This is a genomic window from Mycobacteroides chelonae (assembly GCF_016767715.1).
GTDB lineage: Bacteria > Actinomycetota > Actinomycetes > Mycobacteriales > Mycobacteriaceae > Mycobacterium > Mycobacterium gwanakae.
In genome coordinates this window covers 1,214,421-1,237,013 of record NZ_CP050145.1, presented here as the reverse complement: position 1 = coordinate 1,237,013, position 22,593 = coordinate 1,214,421, and the positions used below count along the sequence as shown (strand labels likewise).

Annotated in this window: 23 protein-coding genes; 12 read left to right on the top strand and 11 right to left on the bottom strand. The window is 65.9% G+C overall.

Annotated elements, in window-relative coordinates:
* Nucleotides 1-14 precede the first annotated feature (14 nt).
* The 4 genes from HBA99_RS06130 to mca are packed head-to-tail and all read right to left on the bottom strand — an operon-like array spanning nucleotide 15 to nucleotide 3,519.
* Nucleotides 15-389 (bottom strand): nuclear transport factor 2 family protein, encoded by a 375-nt coding sequence (locus tag HBA99_RS06130; protein ID WP_030094660.1) that lies wholly within the window; start codon nucleotides 387-389, stop codon nucleotides 15-17.
* A 10-nt stretch (nucleotides 390-399) separates the two neighbouring features.
* Nucleotides 400-2,376 carry a thioredoxin domain-containing protein gene (locus HBA99_RS06125; protein WP_081347598.1) on the bottom strand — a complete coding sequence of 659 codons (1,977 nt, stop codon included), beginning with the start codon at nucleotides 2,374-2,376 and terminating at the stop codon, nucleotides 400-402.
* Nucleotides 2,366-2,653 (bottom strand): hypothetical protein, encoded by a 288-nt coding sequence (locus HBA99_RS06120; RefSeq protein ID WP_030094658.1) that lies wholly within the window; start codon nucleotides 2,651-2,653, stop codon nucleotides 2,366-2,368. Before HBA99_RS06120 ends, HBA99_RS06125 begins: the two co-directional genes overlap by 11 nt.
* Complete coding sequence (gene mca / locus HBA99_RS06115) at nucleotides 2,650-3,519, bottom strand: mycothiol conjugate amidase Mca (protein ID WP_070922679.1); 870 nt, start codon at nucleotides 3,517-3,519, stop codon at nucleotides 2,650-2,652. Before mca ends, HBA99_RS06120 begins: the two co-directional genes overlap by 4 nt.
* Nucleotides 3,520-3,605: 86 nt before the next feature.
* Between mca and HBA99_RS06110 the strand changes: the two genes are divergently transcribed.
* Both HBA99_RS06110 and greA read left to right on the top strand, forming a co-directional pair.
* Nucleotides 3,606-4,025 carry a DUF4307 domain-containing protein gene (locus HBA99_RS06110; protein ID WP_057967214.1) on the top strand — a complete coding sequence of 140 codons (420 nt, stop codon included), beginning with the start codon at nucleotides 3,606-3,608 and terminating at the stop codon, nucleotides 4,023-4,025.
* A 264-nt stretch (nucleotides 4,026-4,289) separates the two neighbouring features.
* Nucleotides 4,290-4,784 (top strand): transcription elongation factor GreA, encoded by a 495-nt coding sequence (gene greA, locus HBA99_RS06105; protein ID WP_030094655.1) that lies wholly within the window; start codon nucleotides 4,290-4,292, stop codon nucleotides 4,782-4,784.
* Between the two features lie 33 nt (nucleotides 4,785-4,817).
* On the opposite strand, the gene HBA99_RS06100 is transcribed toward greA, so the two are convergent.
* Together HBA99_RS06100 and ilvA are read right to left on the bottom strand one after the other, a co-directional pair.
* Nucleotides 4,818-5,726 carry an endonuclease domain-containing protein gene (locus HBA99_RS06100; RefSeq protein WP_057967234.1) on the bottom strand — a complete coding sequence of 303 codons (909 nt, stop codon included), beginning with the start codon at nucleotides 5,724-5,726 and terminating at the stop codon, nucleotides 4,818-4,820.
* Between the two features lie 136 nt (nucleotides 5,727-5,862).
* The gene (ilvA, locus tag HBA99_RS06095) at nucleotides 5,863-7,011 is read right to left on the bottom strand and encodes a threonine ammonia-lyase (RefSeq protein WP_234796986.1); all 1,149 of its coding nucleotides are present in this window, start codon (nucleotides 7,009-7,011) and stop codon (nucleotides 5,863-5,865) included.
* Here ilvA and HBA99_RS24800 point away from each other — a divergent pair.
* The gene (locus HBA99_RS24800; protein WP_227465411.1) at nucleotides 6,973-7,188 is read left to right on the top strand and encodes a hypothetical protein; all 216 of its coding nucleotides are present in this window, start codon (nucleotides 6,973-6,975) and stop codon (nucleotides 7,186-7,188) included. The genes ilvA and HBA99_RS24800 overlap by 39 nt on opposite strands.
* Nucleotides 7,149-7,820, top strand: a complete 672-nt coding sequence (locus tag HBA99_RS06090) for a GOLPH3/VPS74 family protein (RefSeq protein ID WP_030094652.1) — start codon at nucleotides 7,149-7,151, stop codon at nucleotides 7,818-7,820. The genes HBA99_RS24800 and HBA99_RS06090 overlap by 40 nt, the downstream gene beginning before the upstream one ends.
* A gap of 10 nt (nucleotides 7,821-7,830) precedes the next feature.
* On the opposite strand, the gene HBA99_RS06085 is transcribed toward HBA99_RS06090, so the two are convergent.
* The 4 genes from HBA99_RS06085 to HBA99_RS06070 form a co-directional block, all read right to left on the bottom strand.
* On the bottom strand, nucleotides 7,831-9,003 hold the full coding sequence (locus tag HBA99_RS06085; protein WP_057967216.1) for a cystathionine gamma-synthase: 1,173 nt from the start codon (nucleotides 9,001-9,003) through the stop codon (nucleotides 7,831-7,833).
* Between the two features lie 63 nt (nucleotides 9,004-9,066).
* Complete coding sequence (locus HBA99_RS06080) at nucleotides 9,067-9,639, bottom strand: RDD family protein (protein WP_057967217.1); 573 nt, start codon at nucleotides 9,637-9,639, stop codon at nucleotides 9,067-9,069.
* A 106-nt stretch (nucleotides 9,640-9,745) separates the two neighbouring features.
* On the bottom strand, nucleotides 9,746-11,143 hold the full coding sequence (locus HBA99_RS06075) for a cystathionine beta-synthase (protein WP_057967218.1): 1,398 nt from the start codon (nucleotides 11,141-11,143) through the stop codon (nucleotides 9,746-9,748).
* A 57-nt stretch (nucleotides 11,144-11,200) separates the two neighbouring features.
* A complete protein-coding gene (locus tag HBA99_RS06070) occupies nucleotides 11,201-12,277 on the bottom strand; it encodes an alpha/beta hydrolase (RefSeq protein WP_070951406.1) in 1,077 nt (358 codons plus the stop codon).
* A gap of 190 nt (nucleotides 12,278-12,467) precedes the next feature.
* Here HBA99_RS06070 and HBA99_RS06065 point away from each other — a divergent pair, with 190 nt between their 5' ends.
* The 3 genes from HBA99_RS06065 (at nucleotide 12,468) to purT (ending at nucleotide 16,033) form a co-directional block, all read left to right on the top strand.
* Complete coding sequence (locus HBA99_RS06065; RefSeq protein ID WP_070951407.1) at nucleotides 12,468-13,475, top strand: SGNH/GDSL hydrolase family protein; 1,008 nt, start codon at nucleotides 12,468-12,470, stop codon at nucleotides 13,473-13,475.
* 50 nt (nucleotides 13,476-13,525) lie between these two features.
* Nucleotides 13,526-14,743 carry an acetyl-CoA C-acetyltransferase gene (locus tag HBA99_RS06060; protein WP_057967221.1) on the top strand — a complete coding sequence of 406 codons (1,218 nt, stop codon included), beginning with the start codon at nucleotides 13,526-13,528 and terminating at the stop codon, nucleotides 14,741-14,743.
* Between the two features lie 99 nt (nucleotides 14,744-14,842).
* Nucleotides 14,843-16,033 (top strand): formate-dependent phosphoribosylglycinamide formyltransferase, encoded by a 1,191-nt coding sequence (gene purT, locus HBA99_RS06055; RefSeq protein ID WP_070942738.1) that lies wholly within the window; start codon nucleotides 14,843-14,845, stop codon nucleotides 16,031-16,033.
* Between the two features lie 50 nt (nucleotides 16,034-16,083).
* Here the strand turns inward: purT and HBA99_RS06050 are convergent, their stop codons facing one another.
* Complete coding sequence (locus HBA99_RS06050) at nucleotides 16,084-16,935, bottom strand: Bax inhibitor-1/YccA family protein (protein ID WP_046252798.1); 852 nt, start codon at nucleotides 16,933-16,935, stop codon at nucleotides 16,084-16,086.
* Nucleotides 16,936-17,249: 314 nt separating this feature from the next.
* Between HBA99_RS06050 and HBA99_RS06045 the strand changes: the two genes are divergently transcribed.
* From HBA99_RS06045 to HBA99_RS06025, 5 genes are read left to right on the top strand one after another with little or no spacing between them, the layout of a single operon-like run.
* A complete protein-coding gene (locus HBA99_RS06045; RefSeq protein WP_070942739.1) occupies nucleotides 17,250-18,755 on the top strand; it encodes a CoA-acylating methylmalonate-semialdehyde dehydrogenase in 1,506 nt (501 codons plus the stop codon).
* Nucleotides 18,756-18,766: 11 nt separating this feature from the next.
* Complete coding sequence (locus tag HBA99_RS06040; protein WP_046252796.1) at nucleotides 18,767-19,915, top strand: isobutyryl-CoA dehydrogenase; 1,149 nt, start codon at nucleotides 18,767-18,769, stop codon at nucleotides 19,913-19,915.
* Entirely contained in the window at nucleotides 19,912-20,943 is a 1,032-nt protein-coding gene (locus HBA99_RS06035) for an enoyl-CoA hydratase/isomerase family protein (protein ID WP_070922684.1), read from the top strand. The genes HBA99_RS06040 and HBA99_RS06035 overlap by 4 nt, the downstream gene beginning before the upstream one ends.
* Nucleotides 20,940-21,821, top strand: a complete 882-nt coding sequence (mmsB, locus tag HBA99_RS06030) for a 3-hydroxyisobutyrate dehydrogenase (protein ID WP_070942881.1) — start codon at nucleotides 20,940-20,942, stop codon at nucleotides 21,819-21,821. Before HBA99_RS06035 ends, mmsB begins: the two co-directional genes overlap by 4 nt.
* Nucleotides 21,818-22,591: an enoyl-CoA hydratase gene (locus HBA99_RS06025; protein WP_057967225.1), complete on the top strand. Its 774-nt coding sequence runs from the start codon at nucleotides 21,818-21,820 to the stop codon at nucleotides 22,589-22,591. Before mmsB ends, HBA99_RS06025 begins: the two co-directional genes overlap by 4 nt.
* Nucleotides 22,592-22,593: the final 2 nt, after the last annotated feature.

Genomic DNA, 22,593 nt, shown 5'->3' with positions numbered 1-22,593 from the left:
GCTCCCCGGGAAGGCTAGAGCTGCTTGATGTCGTCCTGGGTCCAGAAGGCCCGCATCGAGCTGATCTTGCCCTCGTCGTTAAAGGTCATCACGTCGATCGGTGCGATGACCATGCCACCGTTCTCGTGCTTGATGGTCAGCTCGAAGTGGAACGCGGCCTCGTTGTTGGTGGCCCGCACCAGCTTGAGGTCGCCATGACGGTCCAGCGGCTCGATGGCGGCGTAGAAACCCTGGATCGCCTCACGGCCCTTGAGTACGTCGGCGCCCAGCGGATCCTCGACGGTCGCATCGTCGGCGTAGAGGTCGGCGATCTGCGCTGCGGTGCCCGTGGTGAGCAGATCGCAATAGCTCTGGACGACGGCGAGAACTTGTTCGCGGGTAACGGTCATGCCCCGGACGCTACCTACCCAACGCCGCGTCTAATTGTTGGGTCCCGGTGACCGGGAGATCGCAGACGGTACCCCGGCACACGTAGGCGGCTTCGACATCGGCCACCGGCCCCCTGTCGCGTAGCAACTCGCTTGAATCCTTCACCCCGCCAACCACAATTGCTCCCCCAGGCGCCGACTGCCGGGCCTGCCGCAGCAGCGGTGAGTTCTCCGGATCACAGGCCACCGCCACCTGGATCGGGCCCCGAACCGCGGCCTCGGCCACCGCCAGCCAGTGACCGGCCGACCGTGGAGCACGCGCCAGTGCCATGGACGCCGCCGACAGCGAGGCGTGCGCGGCTTCCCGGTAGCGCGAGTCCTCCAGCAGGTACCCGGCGGTGAGCAGCGCCTCGGTCACCGAGGACGCCCCGGATGGGGTCGCGCCGTCCAGGGGATCGCTGGGCCGCAGCACCAGCTGCTCGGCATCGTCGGCGATGTCGAACCACGCACCAGGCGATTCCGGATCGGCGAAATGATCGAGCGCGGTGTCGAGCAACGCGATGGCGGCCTCGCGCCAACGCCATTGACCGGTCACCTGATACAGCGACAGCAGGCCCGTCGCAAGGGTGCCGTAATCCTCCAGCACGCCGTTCCCGTCGGAGACCTGCCCACCCAGACTCGCGCGGCGCAAACGCCCGTCACGCAGATGCAACTCCAGCAGCCTGGCGGCGCATCCCGCCGCCGCATCCACTAGATCGTCGCGATCCAGCGCGATCGAGGCTTCGATGAGCGCGGTGATGGTCAGCCCGTTCCAGGCGGTGACGGCCTTGTCATCACGGCCTGGCTGCACGCGCTGCAACCTCGCCGCCAGCAAGGCTGTGCGCGCGTTCTGCCACCGGTCAACGTCATCGGGATCCTGCAGAAGCTGTAGCACCGAACTGCCGTGCTCGAAGGTGCCCGCCGCGGTCACCTCGAAAAGCGTTGCCGCCCAATCGCCATCCTCAACACCCAGCACCTCGGCGAGTTGTTCGGGTGTCCACACATAGGTGGAGCCCTCGGAGCCAGCGGCGTCGGCGTCCAGCGATGAGACGAACAACTCACCCACCCGCAGCTCATTCAGCAGGAAATCGGCCGTCTCGGAGGCGATTCGCCGCGCCAGGGCATCGCCGGTGCGGCGGGCCCAGTGCGCGTAGACCCGCAGCAGCAGCGCGTTGTCGTACAGCATCTTCTCGAAGTGCGGCACCACCCAGGCCGCGTCCACGCTGTACCGCGCGAAGCCCCCGGCCAATTGGTCGTAGATGCCGCCACGCGCCATCGCTGTCGCGGTGCGGGCCACCACCCCGAGCACCGCCGCGTCCGCCGTGCGTTCGTATCCGCGCAGCAGTGCCTCCAGCAGGGCCGACGGCGGAAACTTCGGCGCCCCGCCGAATCCGCCGAAGCGCACGTCTTCCGCGGGCAGAATCGCCGCGATGGCGGTATCGCACAGCGCGACATCCACGCCGGGCCCGGCAGGCAGGCGGCCAGACATCGCCTGCAGCTGGCCGGTGATGCTCGAGGCCGCCTCTTCCACCTCGTCCCGGCGCTGCTCCCAGGTTTCACGAACCGCCGAAAGTAACTGCAGAAAACCCTTTTTCGGGTAGTACGTGCCGGTATAGAAGGGCCGTCCGTCCGGGGTGAGGAAACACGTCATCGGCCAGCCGCCCTGCCCGTTCATCGCAACGGTGGCGTTCATGTAGACGGCGTCCAAATCGGGACGCTCCTCGCGGTCAACCTTGATGTTGACGAAACCGGCGTTCATGACGGCAGCCACCTCGTCGTCCTCGAAGGACTCGTGGGCCATCACATGACACCAGTGGCAGGCCGCATACCCGATCGACAACAAGATGGGCACATCGCGAGACTGCGCTTCCTGCAATGCCTCTGGCGTCCACTGCTGCCAGTGCACAGGATTGTCGACGTGCTGGCGCAGGTATGGGCTGGTCGCCTTGCCAAGCCGGTTAACGGTCATCGCCCCGCTGATCGGCAGAACCCGAAGGCTTTTCGGGTTCGTCGGCGGCTCCGACGGTGCCGTCGTCCACGGCCTGATCAGGCTCGGGATGTTCGGGGTCAAACGTCTCCGGCAGCTTGCGCAGATGCGCGTTCATTGACCGAATCAGAAAGAAGGTGCCCACCAGCAGCAGCACCACCACCGTCAGACCGAACGGGCCCGCCTTGCCGAAATCCGGCCCGATGTTGCTCGGGCTCTTCTCGTCGGCGAGCACCAGCACGGCATCCATCAACATCATTTGGCCTCAACTCCTGCGAACAAATCGTCCTCGGGGGTGCTCGTCGGCACGCGTGATTTGGCGAGCTCGAAATCCTCGGTGGGCCACAGCCGCCGCTCGAATTCACGCGGGACCGCGAAAAAGCTACTGTCCGGCGGAATTTGAGACGCGTGCGCGCGTAACGCGGCATCCCTGGCATCGAAGAAGTCGGCGCAGGGCACCCGAGTGGTCACCCGGCGATCAAAGACGTCGTCATCGGCCGGCCAGCGCTCAAGCCATTCGTCGAACGGCCCTTTGTATCCGTGCTTCTTGCACTCATCGTTGAGCAACTGCATGCGCGCCCGCATGAATCCGTGGTTGTAGTAGATCTTGCTGACGGTCCACGGCTCGCCGGCCTCGGGGAACTGCGCGGGGTCCGCGGCGGCCTCGAAGGCGGCCATCGACACCTCGTGGCACCGGATGTGATCCGGGTGCGGGTAGCCGCCGTTCTCGTCGTAGGTGGTCATGACATGTGGCCGGAACTCCCGGATCACCGCGACCAGCTTGGCGATCGGCTCCTCGATGGGCACCAATGCAAACGAATCCGAGGGCAGCGGGGGCAGCGGGTCGCCCTGCGGAAGGCCCGAGTCGACATACCCCAGCCAGCGGTGTTGCACACCCAGCTCGGCCGCCGCCTTGGCCATCTCCTCGCGACGGATGGTTCCGATGTTCGCGGCCACCTCGGGGCGGTCCATCGCCGGGTTGAGGATGTCGCCGCGCTCGCCGCCCGTCAGCGTCACCACGATGACGTCGTTGCCCTCGGCGGCGTACCGCGCCGTGGTCGCGGCACCCTTGCTGGCCTCGTCATCGGGGTGGGCGTGCACCGCCATCAATCGCCATCCGGTCACCCGTGCGCCCGCCTCTTTCTGTCAGCCGTCACTGTTCTCGCGCCCCCATCGTTTCATCCCGGGTATACCCGTCATACCGTTGACCCGTGCAGCGACCAGAGGACCGTTACGGCACCAAGCCCGCCAAGCCCAACCGCGGCCGCTGGATCGCGGTCGGGCTGACCGCCTTGGTCATCGTGGCCGGGGTCGCAATCGCCGCGATCGGATATGCCCGATTGGGCCCCGGAGACGTCAAGGGCGAACTTTCCGCCTACAAGCTCGTGGACTCATCCACGGTGTCCGTCACGGCGTCGGTGGAACGGAAAGATCCGTCGCGACCGGCGGTCTGCATCCTGCGCGCGCGGTCCATCGACGGAAACGAGACCGGACGACGCGAGGTGTTGGTGCCCCCATCCTCACAGCGATCTGTGCCGGTCACAGCCCTGGTGAAGACCACCCGCCCCCCGGTGACCGGAGACGTCTACGGCTGCAGCCTGGCGGTTCCGCCGTATCTGGTCGCGTCCTGACGCCGATTTCCTGACGGTCGGCGTCATCGAACGACGCGGGGGCCGACAGACACACGTCGGCAACGTTCACATCGGGCAAACCTCGTCCAAAAATAGGCTGAACATCACAGCGACAGTGGTATGCTGGCCGGATACACGGATCCCTGCTGGGACCGTGTATTGCTGCATTTTGGACAGTCAAACCCGCAGCAATGCACCCGACCCGGCACCCGATAGAAGAGCGCCAGTGGACGTTGCTGGCCTGAGACAAGGAGTACCTGCACCATGACCGACACCCAGGTGACCTGGCTGACCCAGGAGTCACATGATCGGCTCAAGGCGGAACTCGACCAACTGATCGCCAACCGCCCCGTCATCGCCGCCGAGATCAACGAGCGCCGCGAAGAGGGAGACCTGCGCGAGAACGGCGGCTACCACGCCGCACGCGAAGAGCAGGGCCAGCAGGAAGCGCGCATCCGTCAGCTGCAAGAGCTGCTCAACAACGCGAAGGTCGGTGAGGTCCCGACGCAGTCCGGCATCGCACTGCCCGGCTCGGTCGTCAAGGTGTACTACGACGGAGACAAGGACGACACCGAGACCTTCCTCATCGCCACCCGCCAGGAGGGCGTCAAGGACGGCAAGCTCGAGGTGTACTCCCCCAGCTCACCGCTGGGTGGCGCACTCATCGACGCCAAGGTCGGCGAGACCCGCAGCTACACCGTGCCCAACGGCGCCGAGGTCAAGGTGACGCTCGTCAGCGCCGAGCCCTACCACGACTGATTCTTCCCCTAGTTCGTCGAGCGAGCGCGAGCCTCACGCGGAAATCTGACCCGAAATCCGCGTGAGGCTCGCGCTCGTTGTGGGCTTGGCAGCATTTCTGAGCGCCTCATCGACGCGAGCGACCACGGTGCCAGCTCGGTGACGAAGCATGTCGGCACTCACTCGCACGATCGCCCAACCCTCGTCCGCCAACTCCGAGGCCCGATCGATATCACGAGACCGCTGACGAGAGTCCAACCAGTGTTGAGCTCCATCGAATTCGACACCAACCTTCAGGTCCTCCCACCCCATGTCGACACGGGCGATGAAATCGCCATAGCGGTTGAACACACGTATCTGCGTCTGCGGCGGCGGAAACCCCGATTTCACCAACAGCAGTCGGGTTCTCGTCTCCTGCGGCGATTCGGAACCCCCGTCAACCAGTGCCAACGTGCTCTTCAGCAGAGCCAGGCCGCGGGCCCCTTTGTGCATCTTCATGACGTCCTCGACCTGTGCAATCACCAACCCGGTCGCTGCCACGAGGGCGTCTATCCGCTCGACGGCCGCGGCCTGCGGCAACCACCTACCCACATCGAAGGCAGTGCGCGCAGGACTCGTGACGGCAAGCCCCTCGACGCGATCAACCTCGTTGTCTGTCAAGATATCTCGATGGATTTGTAGGCCGCTCGCAATCTTGTGGTGACGATGGATCAGGTCCACAGTCACACCGGCGTCGACCCATTTGGCACCATGCACAGCCGATGCCGCCACCCCGGCGATCACGCCACTGCGCGCTGTCCATAACCACGCCGCGTGTGCGCGCTGTGTGGCGCTCACCTCCGCGTCACGCGGAACGTAGATGCCCGGATACAGCTGCCGGTATCGGGTACGCATGTAGTGCTCGGTCATCGCTCCGATGGAAAGCACCTCGCCGGAGCGGAACGGCCACGGAATCTCCCCCATGGCCTGCAGCATCACACCAACGACCGACAAACCGTCTGCACTGATCGAGTGCGAGCCTCACGTGGAAAACCAGGCCGAAAACCGCGCCTGGCTCGCACTCGACCGAGGCCTGGGCTGGGTGAGCTGGACTGGGCAGCTACCGCTCTTCCTGGACCGTCAGGCCCGCCGCGACGATTGCGTCAAGGACGGCCTGACGGTGTTCTGGGCCCCGCGTTTCGACGGTCGCCAGCACATCCACCTCACCCAGACGCAGACGCTCGCTGTTACGCCAGTGGGTCACGTCGACAACGCTGGCTCCTGACGCCCGGAACACGTCGAGAAGACCCGACAGACCGCCCGGCGCGTCCGCGACGGTGACACGCACCGTCAGATAGCGACCGGCCGCCCGCAGACCGTGGGTGATGACATGGGTGAGCAGCAGCGGATCGATGTTTCCGCCCGAAAGCACCGCACATACCGGGCCGCGCAGGTCCAGCTCCTCGGCGGACAGCGTGAGCAGTGCCGCCACCGCGGCAGCGCCGGCGGGCTCCACCACCAGCTTGGCCCGCTCCAGGCACAGCAGCAGCCCGCGCGAGAGCGCCTCCTCACTGACCGTGACCACGTCATCGACCAGCGCGGCCACATGCTCGAACGGCACCGCCCCCGGCTTGCCTACCGCGATGCCGTCCGCCATGGTCTCCATGGATTCCAGCGCCACCGGATGCCCGGCCTGCAGCGACACCGGCCAGGCGGCCGCACCCGCGGCCTGTACCGCGACGATCCGCACCTCGGGCCGAGCCGCTTTGACTACCGCTGCAATGCCCGCGACCAGCCCGCCGCCGCCCGCGGGCACCACGATGGTGCCCACATCGGGAAGCTGCTCCAGAATCTCCAGCCCGACGGTGGCCTGCCCGGCCACGACGTCCCGATGGTCGAAGGGGTGGATGAGTACCGCGCCGGTCTCCGCCGCGAACTCCGTCGCGGCCAACAGCGCGTCATCGATGGTCGTGCCGGTGAGGTGCACCGTGGCGCCGTAGGCGCGGGTCGCGACGATCTTGGGCAGCGCGGCCCCCACCGGCATGAACACCGTGGACGCGATGCCGAGCGTGGTCGCGGCCCAGGCCACACCCTGGGCGTGATTACCCGCGCTGGCGGCCACCACACCGTTCACCCGCTGGTCATCGGGCAACAGGCTGATCCGGTTGTAGGCGCCACGCGGTTTGAAAGATCCTGTGCGTTGCAGGTTTTCGCATTTGAGCCGCACCTCGTGACCGCAGCGTTCACTGAGCGCCCGAAAAGCCACCACCGGTGTGCGCCGCATCACAGGAGCGAGCCGCTCAGCCACCTCCTGGATCTCCTGGACCGTCACCAACCCTGTTGCTCCCGCTGCCTGGATGCCCATGCCACGCATCATGTCACCAGTTCTGCCGCTATTGTCCCCTCATGCCACAGATTGCGGAGGACCTCCTGCTTCTGTTGCTGAACAATGCCTCCGGGCGGCCTCTGCTGGACAAGGATCGGCGCACGCAGGCCCTCGCCGCCGCAATCATTCTGGATCTTGCTCTGGCGCAACGCGTCCGGCCGGCCACCCACGGTGAGCCAGGGAAGGCCGGTGATCTGCTGGTGCTGCAGGCGCCTGATATCGGGGATCCCGTGCTCGACAGGGCGGTGCACCGGCTGCGGCGACGGCCGATGAGCCCGACCGAGGCGATCACCAAGGTCGGTCGCGGCGTCAACTCCCAGATGTTGCACAGGCTGGAGATCACCGGGGATATCCACACGGTTCGCATGGGCAGCCGGCTCTTCCCGGAGAAGTACTGGCCGGTGACCAACAACGAACGTGCGAACGCGGTGCGACAGGGCGTCACGGATGTGTTGTTCCACTACGCCCCGCCCGCTCCCAGCACGGCCGCGATCATCGCAGTACTGCACGGGGTCAACGGATTCGACGCGATACTGAGCCTGGACCCCGTCGGCAAGCAGCAGGTGTCCCGGTGGTCGCAGACCATCGCCGACGGCGGCTGGGCCGCCCAGGTCCGCGACAATCGTGGTCCGGCGGTCAATCTTGCCGTGACCGGCGCGGTGATCTCCGCGGCCCTGCACTCGATGAACTGACGCGGCGCGCCTAGCGCAAGGCTTGTTCGAGATCGCCGATCAAGTCGCCAACCTCTTCGATGCCCACGGACAACCGCACCAGGTCCTCGGGTACCTCCAGCAGCGATCCAGCGGTCGACGCGTGTGTCATGGCCCCCGGATGCTCGATCAGCGACTCCACACCGCCCAAGGACTCAGCGAGAATGAAAAGCTCTGTTCGCGAGCACAAATCGAGTGCGGCCTGCCGCCCGCCGGCGAGGCGCACGCTGATCATGCCGCCGAATGCGCGCATCTGCTTGGCAGCCACCGCATGTCCGGGATGACGGTCCAGGCCCGGGTAGATGGTGTTCGCGACCGCGGGGTGCCCCGCCAGGAACTCGGCGACCGCTTGAGCGTTCTCACTGTGCCGCTGCATGCGCAAGGCCAATGTCTTGATGCCCCGGTAGGTCAGATAGGCATCGAACGGACCGGGCACCGCGCCCGACCCGTTCTGCAGGAAGGCAAAGGCGGTATCCAATTCCTCGTCGTTGGTGAGCAGGGCGCCGCCCACCACATCGGAGTGTCCGCCAATGTATTTGGTGGTGGAATGCAACGCGATATCGGCACCGAGATTCAGCGGCTGCTGCAGCGCCGGCGACGCGAAGGTGTTGTCCACCAAGAGCTTCACGGAATGCTCGGCAGCCACCTGGGCCACAGCCGCGATGTCGGCGATGCTCAGCAGCGGATTGGTGGGTGTCTCGAGCCAGATCAGCTTGGTCTTGGGGGTGATGGCGGTGCGAATGGCGTCGACATCGGCCACCGGAACAGGTGTGTGGCTAATTCCCCACTGCGAGAACACCTTGTCGATCAGACGGAAGGTGCCGCCATAGGCGTCGTTGGGGATGATCAGGTGATCGCCGGGGCGCAACAGCGCGCGCAGCGCGCAGTCGGTGGCCGCCATGCCTGATGCGAATGCCCTGCCGAAGTGGGCGTCCTCCAATGCGGCCAGGGAGGATTCAAGAACCGCTCGGGTGGGGTTGCCGGTGCGTGCGTACTCGAATCCGCCGCGCAGCTGGCCGACGCCATCCTGGGCGAAGGTCGAGCTGGCATAGATCGGCACGTTGACCGCACCGGTCTGTGGATCGGCATGGAAACCGCCATGGATGGCCCGTGTGGAAAACCCTTGCCACCGAGACGCGTCGGCGGCGCTGCGCTGCTCACTCATCGGGTCCGAGCCTATACGGACCGCGTGACGTGAGACAGCCCAACGCCGCCAAACGGGTTACTTCTACTTGGGAACGACCACGGTCTTCACTAGCATGTCGGCGATCGTCTGCCGCTTGGCCGTGAACAGCGGCAGCAGGAAGCCGATGTAACAGATGACCGCATCCAGGAAGTGCGCGATCTGGCGGACCACGGACATGCCGAATCCGATCGGCTGGCCGGTCGCCTCACCCAGCACCCGGATACCGAGCAAGCCCTTGCCGATGCTCGATCCGGTGGTGCCCTGCTTCAGGCCCCAGTTCCACACCGCGAACGCGATCGCCGCGAGGGTGAACAGAATGTAGGCGGCCCAGCCGACGCCGGTGTACTCCGGCTGGCAGCTCATGTAGCTCATTCCGCCGGTCATGGGGTCGCCGTAGGACTCGCCGATGCAATCAGCGGTCGTAGCGGTTCCGCCCGCGATTCCGCCGCCGATACCGCTCAGCAGAGCCACCGGAATGACGTCGATGATGTAGGCACCGACACGCCGGAGCCAGATTTCGAAATTGCCGCCCGGTAGACCTGGTGCACCGGCCGCCGGCGGAGGCGGCGGGTAACCGCCCGGGTCCTGCGGCGAGGGTGGTGGAACTTCAGTCACGGTTGTCCTCCAGTTCGTATGGCACGCATGAGCGTCGAGCAACAGAGCACATTACGCTTTCAGCGTTTCCACAGGTTGGCTTCTGTGAAACGATTTGGGACCAAATTCAGTGCCGCACGCTTCTACCTGACGAGACGAATCCGAGCAGGTCATGGCGGGTAATGACACCGACGGGCTTGCCTTCGTCGATGACCATCACCGCGTCGGTGTCGCGCAACATGGACCCCGCGGTGCTCAGCGGTTCGCCGGCACCCACCAGTGGCAACGGCGGACTCATGTGCTGAGACACGGCATCGGCCAGTTGCGCACGGCCCTCGAATACCGCTGACAGCAGCTCCCTTTCGGACACCGACCCGGCGACCTCGCCGGCCATGACGGGCGGCTCGGCGCCGACGACGGGCATCTGCGATACCCCGTACTCACGTAGGATCTCGATGGCGTCGCGCACCGTCTCCGACGGGTGGGTGTGCACCAAATCCGGTAGCGCACCGGACTTTCCACGCAACACATCGCCGACAGTGGGCTCGGACTTGCTGCCGTCGAGGCGGCTGCGCAGGAAGCCGTAGGAGGACATCCAGGAGTCGTTGAACACCTTGGACAGGTATCCCCGGCCACCGTCCGGCAGCAGGACCACGATCACGGCGTCGGGTCCGGCCTTCTCGGCCAGTCGAATTGCCGCCACCACGGCCATGCCGCAGGAACCGCCGACCAGCAACCCCTCTTCGCGCGCGAGCCGGCGTGTCATCTCAAACGAGTCGGCATCCGATACCGCGATGACCTCATCGACCACGCTGGGGTCGTAGGCGGTGGGCCAAAAGTCCTCTCCCACACCCTCGACGAGGTAGGGGCGGCCCGTCCCGCCGGAGTACACGGAACCCTCCGGATCCGCGCCGACGACCTTCACCGCGCCCCCTGAGACCTCCTTGAGGTACCGGCCCGCACCGGTGATGGTTCCTCCGGTACCCACTCCGGCCACGAAATGGGTGATCTTGCCGTCGGTGTCGGCCCAGATCTCCGGTCCGGTGGTTTCGTAGTGGCTGGCCGGTCCGTTCGGGTTGGAGTACTGATCGGGCTTCCAGGCGCCCTCGATCTCACGCACCAAACGGTCCGAGACGTTGTAGTAGCTGTCGGGGTGCTCCGGCGGTACGGCCGTGGGGCACACGACGACCTCGGCCCCGTAGGCCCGCAACACATTCCGCTTGTCTTCGCTGACCTTGTCGGGGCACACGAACACGCAGTGATAGCCCTTGCGCTGGGCCACCAGCGCAAGTCCGACGCCGGTGTTGCCCGATGTGGGCTCGACGATGGTGCCACCGGGCTTGAGCAGACCCGCCTCCTCGGCCGCCTCGATCATCTTGACGGCGATGCGGTCCTTGGAGCTACCGCCGGGATTGAGGTACTCGATCTTGGCGGCCACGACCGCGCCGCCCCCGGGCACCACCGAGTTGAGCTGGACAAGGGGGGTGTTACCGATCAGATCGGAGACATGCTGGGCAATGCGCATACCGGTAACGCTATTAGACCGGCGGCAGGCCCGCGCACAGGGGAGCTAACGGAGCGATCAAACCGCCGCGGGTGCGACGAACTCGGCCGAGGAAGTCTCGGGCACCGCGTCGCGGATGTACTGGCCGATCTGTGCCAGGGACCTCTTGGCCTCGGGCACGACCTTGGTGGACACCTGGAAGACGTGCATCTGGCCGGGCCAGACCTTGATCTCCACCGGCACACCTTGCTCGGCGAGGCGCTGCCCCAGCAGGCGCGCGTCGTACAGCAGCACCTCCGAGCCGGAGCAATGCACCAGAGTCTGTGGCATCCGGCCGTCGACCTTGTCGATGATCTCCTGGGGCGGGATGCCGCCGCCGGCCTTGGTGAGGATCTTCTGCAGCGCCTCAAAACAGTTGGGCGGCAGCATCACATCGGTCTTGGCGTTCTCATGTGCGACCTTGGGCGCAGGGTCCAGCTCGATCAGCGGGGAGATGAGGGCCAGCGCGGCCGGGACCTCACCGTCCTCTGCGAGCAGCCGCTGGGCCACTGCCACCGAGAGAAAACCGCCGGCAGAATCGCCCGCGAACACGATCTGCTCCGGCGCGTACCCCTGCCCACGCAGCCAGCGGTACCCGTCCAGGCAGTCGTCGATCGCCTGGTCCAGGGAGGCCTTGGGCGGCATCCGGTAGTCGACCAGCAGACACGGTGCGTCGGCGTGCTGGGAGATGGTGGACACCAAGGCGCTGTGGGTGTTTGGACCACCCACGATGAACGCGCCGCCGTGCAGGTACAAGACCACGCGTCCGGTGCCGTCCACCGGACCGACACCCTTGGCGCGAATCAACCGCGCATTGGTGTTCGGCAGCGTCACCGTCGCCTTGACCGTGCCGCGCGGGGGAACCAGGAAACGGCCCAGCTCTTCGATCAGTCCAAACGGGTACGGGAGCGTGGGGGCGTGGCTGCCGATCTGCAGCACCGTGCGCACCGTCATTCGGACACCGAATCCGAGGACTCGCGCGGCCAGACTCGCCGCGTCCTCGATCACTTCGACTGCGGCGCCATCGCTCATCGGAAAGGCGCGTACCAGCGTGTTCAGGGAAGATCCCATCGACCCTGCAGGCCCGTATTCGGGGGCGCGCTTCGGTGCGGTCATCTGTTCAGGCTCCTTTGCCTAGCCAGTGTCCTGTGACGCTTCAGACTGCTAGCTGCCAGCTAGCGTCCGATGGACTATACCTATCAACAGGCAACGAACCGCTTTCGATACCGCATCGTCCACGCCTCATTTCGCGTGATGCTGGTCAGAGGACTGGCGCGGTGTGTCGCCTTCCGTGAAAATAGCCACCGTGAGCATCCTCGCCACACGCAGACGGACGATCTGGGCAGCCCTGAGCACCGGGGCGGCGGGCGCAGCGATGGGTACCGGGCTCTGGGGGGCGTACAGCTTCCTGAACGCGCAGGCCAGGCAGGTTCGCCTGGTGATCCCGAAGACTCACGACGCTCCCCCGGTTGCCGACGGCATTTACGTCCAGGGCGGCGGCCCGGTGACCAGGTACAGCCGGGGCGTGGAATTCGACCTTCACCTGGCGATTTTCGGAGACTCCACCGCCACCGGATATGGCTGCCACGTACCCGACGAGGTACCGGGAGTACTGCTGGCCCGCGGTTTGGCCGAAGAGTCCGGGAAACGAATCCGGCTGTCCACCAAGGCGATATCGGGCGCAACATCCAAGGGGCTGGCCGCCCAGATCGACGCCATGTCGATCATCGGCCCGCCGCCGGATCTCGCCGTGATCATGATCGGCGCGAACGACGTGACCTCGCTCAATGCGGTGCGCGCCTCCGCGCGGCGTCTGGGCGATGCGGTCCGGCGACTGCGCACGGCCGGCTCGGCCGTGGTGGTGGGTACCTGTCCCGATTTCGGGGTGATCACCGCCATACCGCAGCCTTTGCGCGCGGTGGTGCGCTCGCGCGGGCTACGCCTGGCGCATTTCCAGGCAGCAGCGGTGCGCGCCTCCGGCGGGGTGCCGGTTCCACTTGCTGATCTGCTGTCACCGGAGTTTTTGCAGGCACCCGAAGAGATGTTCGCCGACGACCACTATCACCCCTCCGCAGCCGGATATGCACTGGCAGCGCGCCTACTGCTCCCGGCGGCCGCGCATGCCCTCGGCGAGTGGACGGGCGGCCCCATCCCCGATTTGCCATGGGTGTCCGCTGCCGCGGAATCGCAGACCATGAGTGCCCGGATACGCGTTCTGGGACGGATCTGGCGGCGCAGCGCCGCAGAGATCGCCGTGGGTATGAACGAGCCCGCCGCCCGGGCCGACGACCTGCCCGCTGTATCCCTGCATTAGATTCCAGGGGAGTAGAACCAGTACTAATTCCCCTATATTCAGGAGTTTTCATGCCCGAAGCCGTGATCGTTTCCGTTGCCCGCTCCCCGATCGGGCGAGCCGGCAAGGGCTCGCTGGTGAGCATGCGGCCGGATGACCTGGCCGCGCAGATGGTGCGTGCCGCCCTCGACAAGGTGCCCGCACTGGACCCCAAGGACATCGACGACCTGATGCTGGGCTGCGGTCAGCCCGGTGGCGAGGCCGGTTTCAACATCGGTCGCGCGGTAGCGGTGCAGTTGGGCTATGACTTCCTGCCCGGTACCACCGTCAACCGCTACTGCTCGTCCTCGCTGCAGACCACCCGCATGGCGCTGCATGCCATCAAGGCCGGTGAAGGCCACGCCTTCATTTCCGCTGGCGTGGAGACGGTTTCGCGTTTCCCGAAGGGCACCTCCGACGGCTGGCCGGACAGCCACAACCCGCTGTACGCCGATGCCGAGGCCCGCACCGCCACTGCCGCGCAGGGTGCCACCGAATGGCATGACCCGCGTAACGACAGCCTGACCCCCGATGTCTACATCGCGATGGGCCAGACCGCCGAGAACGTGGCGCTGCACACCGGCATCAGCCGCGAGGACCAGGACCACTGGGGCGTGCGCAGCCAGAACCGGGCCGAAAAGGCCATCGCCGACGGCTTTTTCGAGCGTGAGATCACCCCGGTGACCCTGGCCGACGGCACCGTGGTGTCCAAGGACGACGGCCCGCGTGCCGGCACCACCTACGAGGCGATCAGCCAGCTGAAGCCGGTCTTCCGCCCCAACGGCACCATCACCGCCGGTAACGCCTGCCCGCTCAACGACGGCGCGGCCGCGCTGGTCATCCTGAGCGACACGCGCGCCAAGGAGCTGGGCCTGACCCCGCTGGCTCGCGTCGTGTCCACCGGTGTGTCCGGCCTGTCCCCGGAGATCATGGGCCTGGGTCCGATCGAGGCCACCAAGCGTGCACTGGCGAACGCCGGCAAGACGATTGGCGATATCGACCTGTTCGAGATCAACGAGGCGTTCGCGGTGCAGGTGCTGGGCTCGGCTCGTGAGCTCGGTATCGACGAGGACAAGCTCAACGTCTCCGGCGGTGCCATCGCCCTCGGTCACCCCTTCGGTATGACCGGTGCGCGTATCACCGCCACCCTGCTCAACAACCTGACCACCTACGACAAGACCTTCGGTGTCGAGACCATGTGTGTCGGCGGCGGCCAGGGTATGGCGATGGTCATCGAGCGCCTCGCCTAGTTCGCCCCTTTCCTCCACAACGAGACCGAGGTTGTGGTGGGTTCGTCTCAGACGTTCCCGCCACAACCTCGGTCTCGTTGCTACTAAAGTTCAGTCGCGATGACCACTATCGGAACTCCCCTGTCACCGCGCGCGACGCGGGTCATGCTGCTCGGCGCCGGCGAGCTCGGCCGTGAGGTGCTGATCGCCCTGCAACGCCTGGGCGTCGAGACCATCGCCGTCGATCGCTACGAGAACGCCCCCGGGCACCAGATCGCTCACCACGCACGCGTCATCTCGATGACCGACCCCGAGCAGCTGCGCGCCCTGATCGAGGCGGAGAAGCCCGACCTGGTGGTCCCCGAGATCGAGGCGATCGCCACCGCCACCCTGGAAGCCGAGGGCACGGTACGGGTAATACCCACCGCCCGCGCTGCCCGGCTCACCATGGACCGCGAGGGCATCCGGCGCCTGGCCGCCGAGACACTCGGATTACCCACCAGCCCTTACCAATTCTGCGACTCACTGGCCGAGCTGCAGGCCGCGATCGACGGCGGTATCGGGTACCCGTGCGTCGTCAAGCCGCTGATGAGCAGCTCCGGCAAGGGACAGAGCAAGCTCGACGGACCGGCCGATGTCGAGAAGGCCTGGGACTACGCGATGGCAGGCAGCCGGGTAACCAACAACCGCGTGATCGTCGAAGGATTCGTCGACTTCGATTATGAGATCACGCAGTTGACGGTCAGGGCGCCGGGCGACAGCGGAGAGATCGAGACCAGCTTCTGCGCGCCGATCGGGCACCGGCAGGCCAACGGCGACTACGTCGAGAGCTGGCAGCCGCACCCCATGTCGGATGAAGCCCTGCGGAGTGCACAGCGCATCGCACGGTCCGTCACCGAAAACCTGGGCGGGCAGGGAATTTTCGGCGTCGAACTATTCGTCAAGGGCGATCAGGTGTACTTCAGCGAGGTAAGCCCCCGCCCGCACGACACGGGCATGGTCACCATGATCACGCAGTGGCAGAACGAGTTCGAACTGCACGCGCGCGCCATCCTCGGGCTTCCCGTCGACACGTCGTTGAAGACCCCGGGTGCCAGCGCGGTGATCTATGGCGGGGTCGACGCGGAAGGTGTCGTGTTCGATGGGCTCGAGGCCGCCCTGGCCGTACCGCGCACCGATCTGCGGTTGTTCGGGAAGCCGGAGAGTTTCGTCACCCGCCGTATGGGAGTGGCCCTGGCGTACGACCCAGACGTGGAGACCGCGCGGCGCAATGCCGCCGAGGCCGCGGGCAGGGTCCGCGTTTCTCGGTGACATGAAAAAGGGCGCCCCGCGAACGGGGCGCCCTTTTTTGTTGTCGACAACTAGTCGTTCTGGAAGTAGCTCAGCAGTCGCAGGATCTCGACGTACAGCCAGACCAGAGTGACGGCCAGACCCAGGGCGATACCCCAGGCAGCCTTCTCCGGCGCACCGGCGCGCACCAGCTGATCGGCAGCGTCGAAGTCGACCAGGAAGCTGAACGCGGCAATGCCGATGCAGACCAGCGAGAAGATGATCGCGATCGGGCCACCGCTGCGCAGACCCATGTCGATACCGAAGAAGCCGAGCACCAGGTTGCCCAGCGCCAGCACCAGCACACCGACCAGACCGGCCAGCAGCATCCGCTGGAACTTGGGCGTCACGCGGATGGCGCCGGAGCGGTACACGAACAACATGCCGATGAACACACCGACGGTACCGAGGACTGCCTGACCGATCAGCGCACCCGCGCTGGCCCCTCCGACACCCACGCTGGCCGGGATGACAAACGAAATGGCACCCACGAAGAGGCCCTCAAGCGCCGCGTAGCTCAGCACGATCGCCGGGTTGTCCTGCTTACGCCCGAAGCTGGCGATCATCACCATGATGAAACCGCCGATGCCGCCGACCGCGAGGAACGGCAGCGCCAGCCCGGTGTTGGAGCTGATCAAGAAGAACGCGGCCGCGGCGACGGCGACGATCACGCCGAGGGTGATACCGGTCTTGGTCACCACATCGTCGATGGTCAGTGGCCGGGATACGCCGGCCTGCGCCTCCGGGTACGCGGTGTAGGGGTCCTGCCGCAGCTGCTGGGCCGCCATGGCACCGGCACCTGCAGCGCCCGACCCGAACTGCGCATAGCCGCCACCCTCTTTTCCGGGCAGCGACCGAAGAATGGGATTGCTGGTGGTTCGCACCGTCGTGATCCTCTCCTGGAAGTGCGGTGCCGCGATATGCGGCCTCCGCGGATGACGTCAAACAAGTCAACTGGACGTTTAACGAGCAGGCAAGTGCAAGAGTTCCATGCTTACGCCACAGGTTCCCGAACTGTCCGGCCACGTCGTGGCCTCACAGTACCGCTCGCGGCCTGCCGCTGTGGCAAATCCCTGTGAGATCCCTGTGAACACCAGGGTTTTTAGCTGGAAGTCCTACTAGACATTACATGGATGTCCAACTAGATTCAGAAGTGCCGACCTCCCGGATATCCAACCGTTTCCCAAGGGGCTACACCATGAGTTCGTTACCGCAACTGTCACATTTCGTCGCCGGTAAGCACGTCCCCGGCACCTCCGGCCGCTATGCCGACGTCTACGACCCGACGTTGGGCAAGCCGGTACGGCAGGTGCCGCTGGCAGACGTTTCCGAAGTCGAAGCGGCCATCGCGAACGCCGCCGAAGCTCAGCCCGGCTGGGCCGCCCGCAACCCTCAGCAACGCGCTCGTGTGCTCGCCAAGTTCGTCGACCTGGTTCGCGCGGAGATCGACGACCTGGCCACCATGCTGTCCCAGGAGCACGGCAAGACGCATGCCGACGCCAAGGGCGATATCGAACGCGGGCTCGAGGTCTGCGAATTCGCCACCGGCATCCCCCACCTCATCAAGGGCGAGTACACCAGCGGTGCGGGCACGGGTATCGACGTGTACTCCATCCGCCAGCCCCTGGGCGTGGTCGCGGGCATCACCCCGTTCAACTTCCCCGCCATGATTCCGCTCTGGAAGGCCGGGCCCGCACTGGCGTGCGGAAACGCCTTCGTGCTCAAGCCCTCCGAACGCGACCCGTCGGTGCCGCTGCGCCTGGCCGAGCTGTTCCTCGAAGCAGGACTGCCGGCCGGCGTCTTCAACGTCGTCAACGGTGACAAGACCGCCGTCGACGCGCTGCTGCACGATCCGCGCATCGCCGCCGTCGGCTTCGTCGGATCGACCCCGATCGCGCAGTACATCTACGAGACCGCCACCGCGAACGGCAAACGCGCCCAATGCTTTGGCGGCGCCAAGAACCACATGATCATCATGCCGGACGCCGATATCGACCAGGCCATCGATGCGCTCATCGGTGCGGGATACGGCTCGGCCGGCGAGCGCTGTATGGCGATCTCGGTCGCGGTACCCGTCGGTGAGTCCACCGCCGAACGGCTCGTCGACGGCCTGACCAAGCGCGCCCGCGAGCTGGTGGTCGGACCGTCCCTCGACGAGGGCGTCGACTTCGGCCCGCTGGTGGGCGCCGACGCCCTCAAGAGGGTGCGCGACTACATCGATATCGGCATCGCCGAGGGAGCCGAGCTGGTCCTGGACGGCCGCGATCTCACCGTGTCCGGACATGAGGATGGATTCTTCATCGGCGCATCACTTTTCGACCACGTGACGCCCAAGATGCGCATCTACAAAGAAGAGATCTTCGGGCCGGTGGTATCGGTGGTGCGCGCCAAGGATTACGACGAGGCCGTGCGCCTGCCGTCCGAGCATGAGTTCGGTAACGGTGTCGCGATCTTCACCCGCGACGGCGACACCGCACGCGACTTCTGCGCCAAGGTCAACACCGGAATGGTGGGCGTGAATGTGCCGATTCCGGTTCCGGTGGCGTACCACACGTTTGGTGGCTGGAAGCGATCCGGATTCGGCGACCTCAACCAGCACGGGCCCGACTCGATCCGGTTCTACACCAAGACCAAGACGGTGACCCAGCGTTGGCCCTCGGGCACCAAGGAAGGCGCTTCCTTCGTCATTCCCACCATGGACTGAGTGGACTGTCCATGTTCAATCTCACCGACGAGCAGCGCGAAATCTGGAATACGGCACGGGAATTCGCCGATATCCACATCGCGCCGCACGCCCTGGAATGGGACCGCGACAAGTACTTCCCGGTCGAGGTGTTCCCGAAGGCCGCGGCACTGGGCATGGGTGGCATCTACATCAACCCCGATGTCGGGGGTTCCGGGCTCACCCGCCTGGATGCCTCGTTGATCTTCGAGGCGATGGCCACCGGGTGCTCCGCCGTCTCGGCGTTCATCTCCATCCACAATATGGCCGCCTGGATGATCGACGAGTTCGGCGATGAGGAGCAGCGCCAACGATGGCTGCCCTCGATGTGCACCATGGAGACGATCGGGGCCTATTGCCTTACCGAGCCCGAATGCGGCAGTGACGCATCGGCCTTGCGAACCAGCGCGGTTCGCGACGGTGACGAGTACGTGCTCAACGGGGTCAAACAGTTCATCTCGGGCGCGGGAGCGGCGGATCTCTACGTGGTGATGGCGCGCACCGGTGGCCCCGGCCCACGGGGCATCTCGACCATCGTGGTGCCCAAGGACGCGCCGGGACTGTCCTTCGGGCCGCCCGAACGCAAGATGGGCTGGCACGCCCAGCCCACCGCGCAGGTCGTCTTCGAGGATGTCCGGGTGCCGGTGGGCAACCGGATCGGCGAGGAAGGCATCGGATTCACCATCGCGATGCGCGGCCTCAACGGCGGACGGCTCAACATCGCGTCCTGCTCACTCGGGGGTGCCCGATCCGCACTGGAGAAGGTCATCGAGTACCTGCGCACACGCAAGGCATTCGGCGACGAGCTGATCAAGTTCCAGGCGCTGCAGTTCAGGCTCGCGGATATGGCCACCGAGCTGGAATCCGCCCGCACCATGGTCTGGCGTGCGGCCTCGGCGGTGCACGAGGGCGATCCGCGTGCGGCCGAGCTGTGTGCCATGGCCAAACGCATCGCCACTGACGTAGGTTTCACGGTGGCCAACGAGGCGTTGCAGCTACACGGCGGCTACGGCTACCTGGCCGAGTACGGCATCGAGAAGATCGTCCGCGACCTACGGGTGCACCAGATTCTGGAAGGAACCAACGAGATCATGCGAGTCATCGTGTCCCGCAAGCTTATCCAGGAAGGGCTTCCGGCGTGACGGATCAGATCCAGACGCGGGTCGAAAAGGGCGTCGGCCTGCTGACGCTCAACCGCCCCAAGGCCATCAACTCACTGACCAACGACATGATCACCGCGATGTCGGTGGCCCTGTCCGAGTGGGAGGCCGACGACGACATCCGCGCCGTGGTGCTCTCCGGCGCCGGGGAACGCGGCCTGTGCGCCGGGGGCGATGTGGTGGAGATCCACGACAGCGCCAAGATCGACGGCGTGGTGGCCCGCCGCTTCTTCCGCGAGGAGTACCAACTCAACGCGCAGGTCGGCCGGTTCCCGAAACCGTATGTGGCGCTGATGGATGGCATCGTGATGGGTGGCGGTGTCGGAGTGGCTGGACATGCCAACACCCGCATCGTCACCGACACCTCCAAGGTCGGCATGCCCGAGGTAGGCATCGGATTCATCCCGGATGTGGGCGGAACCTATCTGCTTTCCCGTGCCCCGGGACAGCTGGGACTGCACGCCGCACTGACCGGCGCCCCCTTCTCCGGTGCCGACGCCATCGCGTTGGGATTCGCCGACCATTACGTGCCCCATGACCGGCTTGAGAAGTTCGTCAAGGCCATCATCGACAGCGATATCGCCACCGCGCTCACAGTGCACGGTGCCATCGCTCCGTCGAGTGACCTTTTGGCCCAACGCAGTTGGATCGACGAATGCTACGCCGCCGACACCGTCGCCGATATCGTGGCCGCACTGCAGGCCTACGGCGACGAACGTGCCCGCGCGGCCGCCGATCAGATCCTGACCCGCTCCCCCATCGCCTTGTCGGTAACGCTCGCAGCAGTGCGGCGGGCACGCGAACTGCCCTCGCTGGAAGCAGTTCTCACGCAGGAGTACCGGGTGTCCAGCCAGTCGGTGAGCTCCCACGACCTGGTCGAGGGCATCAGGGCGCAGCTGGTCGACAAGGACCGCAACCCGCAGTGGAATCCGAAGACACTCGCCGAGGTCACCGCGGCCGATGTCGAGGCCTTCTTCCAGCCGGTCAACGATGATCTGGAGTGGTCGTGACGAACATTGCCTTTATCGGCTTGGGCCACATGGGGTTACCGATGGCGGTCAACCTCACGAAGGCCGGGCACACCGTGACCGCCTTCGACCTGTCCGAGCAGGCACGTGCTGCCGCCACCGAGGCCGGCGTGCCGCTGGCGGAATCGGGCACGGCGGCAGCGGCGGCCGCCGATGTGGTGATCACCATGTTGCCCAAGGGTGAGCATGTGCTCGCCGCGTACCAGGAGCTGCTGCCCGCAGCGCGTCCGGGCACGCTGTTCATCGACTCCTCCACCGTCGATGTGGCCGACGCCCGCGCCGCACATGATGCGGCGACGGCGGCGGGGCATCGCTTCGCCGACGCACCGGTTTCCGGCGGTGTGCCCGGCGCCACCGCGGCGACGTTGACGTTCATGGTGGGCGGCGATGACGCGGTGTTCGCCGACGCAGAAACGATTCTGGCGGCCATGGGCAAGCGCATCGTGCACTGCGGCGGTCCCGGTGTGGGGCAGGCCGCGAAGATCTGCAACAACATGATCCTCGGGGTGTCGATGATCGCGATCAGCGAGGCGTTCGCACTGGGCGAGAAGCTCGGTCTGAGCCATCAGGCGCTTTTCGATGTCGCGGCCAACGCCTCGGGCCAGTGCTGGGCTCTGACGTCGAACTGTCCGGTGCCCGGCCCGGTGCCCACCAGCCCCGCCAATCGCGACTACACACCCGGCTTCGCGGTCGCGCTGATGGCCAAGGACTTGGGGCTGGCCGCCAATGCGGTGCGCACCAACGGCGTTGATGCACAGCTCGGTCTCGCGGCCGCCCACATCTACGACGACTTCAATACCTCGGGCGGCTCGGGCCTAGACTTCTCGGCGATCTTCACGCGAATTCAAGGAGCGTCATGACTTTCGAAACCATCCTCACCGAGCGGATCGACCGCGTCGCTGTCATCACCCTGAACCGGCCCAAGGCGCTCAACGCGCTGAACTCACAGGTGATGAATGAGGTCACTACCGCCGCAGCGGAATTCGACGCCGATCAGGGCATCGGGGCGATCATCATCACCGGTAGCGAGAAGGCGTTCGCGGCGGGTGCCGATATCAAGGAGATGGCCGACCAGTCGTTCAGCGACATGTTCGGCTCCGACTTCTTCGCCGCCTGGGGCAAGTTGGGTGCGGTACGGACTCCGACGATCGCCGCGGTGAGCGGATACGCCCTCGGCGGTGGCTGTGAGCTGGCCATGATGTGCGACCTGATCATCGCCGCCGAGAACGCCAAGTTCGGGCAGCCCGAGATCAAGCTGGGCGTGCTGCCCGGCATGGGCGGGTCGCAGCGGCTCACCCGTGCCATCGGCAAGGCGAAGGCCATGGACATGATCCTCACCGGGCGCAACATGGATGCCGCCGAGGCCGAGCGCAGTGGTCTGGTGTCACGCGTGGTCGCCACCGAGAGCCTGCTCGACGAGGCCAAGGCCGTCGCGAAGACCATCTCCGAGATGTCCCTGTCGGCCTCGATGATGGCCAAGGAAGCCGTCAACCGGGCCTTCGAGTCCAGCCTCGCCGAGGGATTGCTGTTCGAGCGCAGGATCTTCCACTCGGCATTCGGCACCGCCGACCAGTCAGAGGGCATGGCCGCGTTCGTCGAGAAGCGCCCCGCCAACTTCAGTCACCGGTAAAG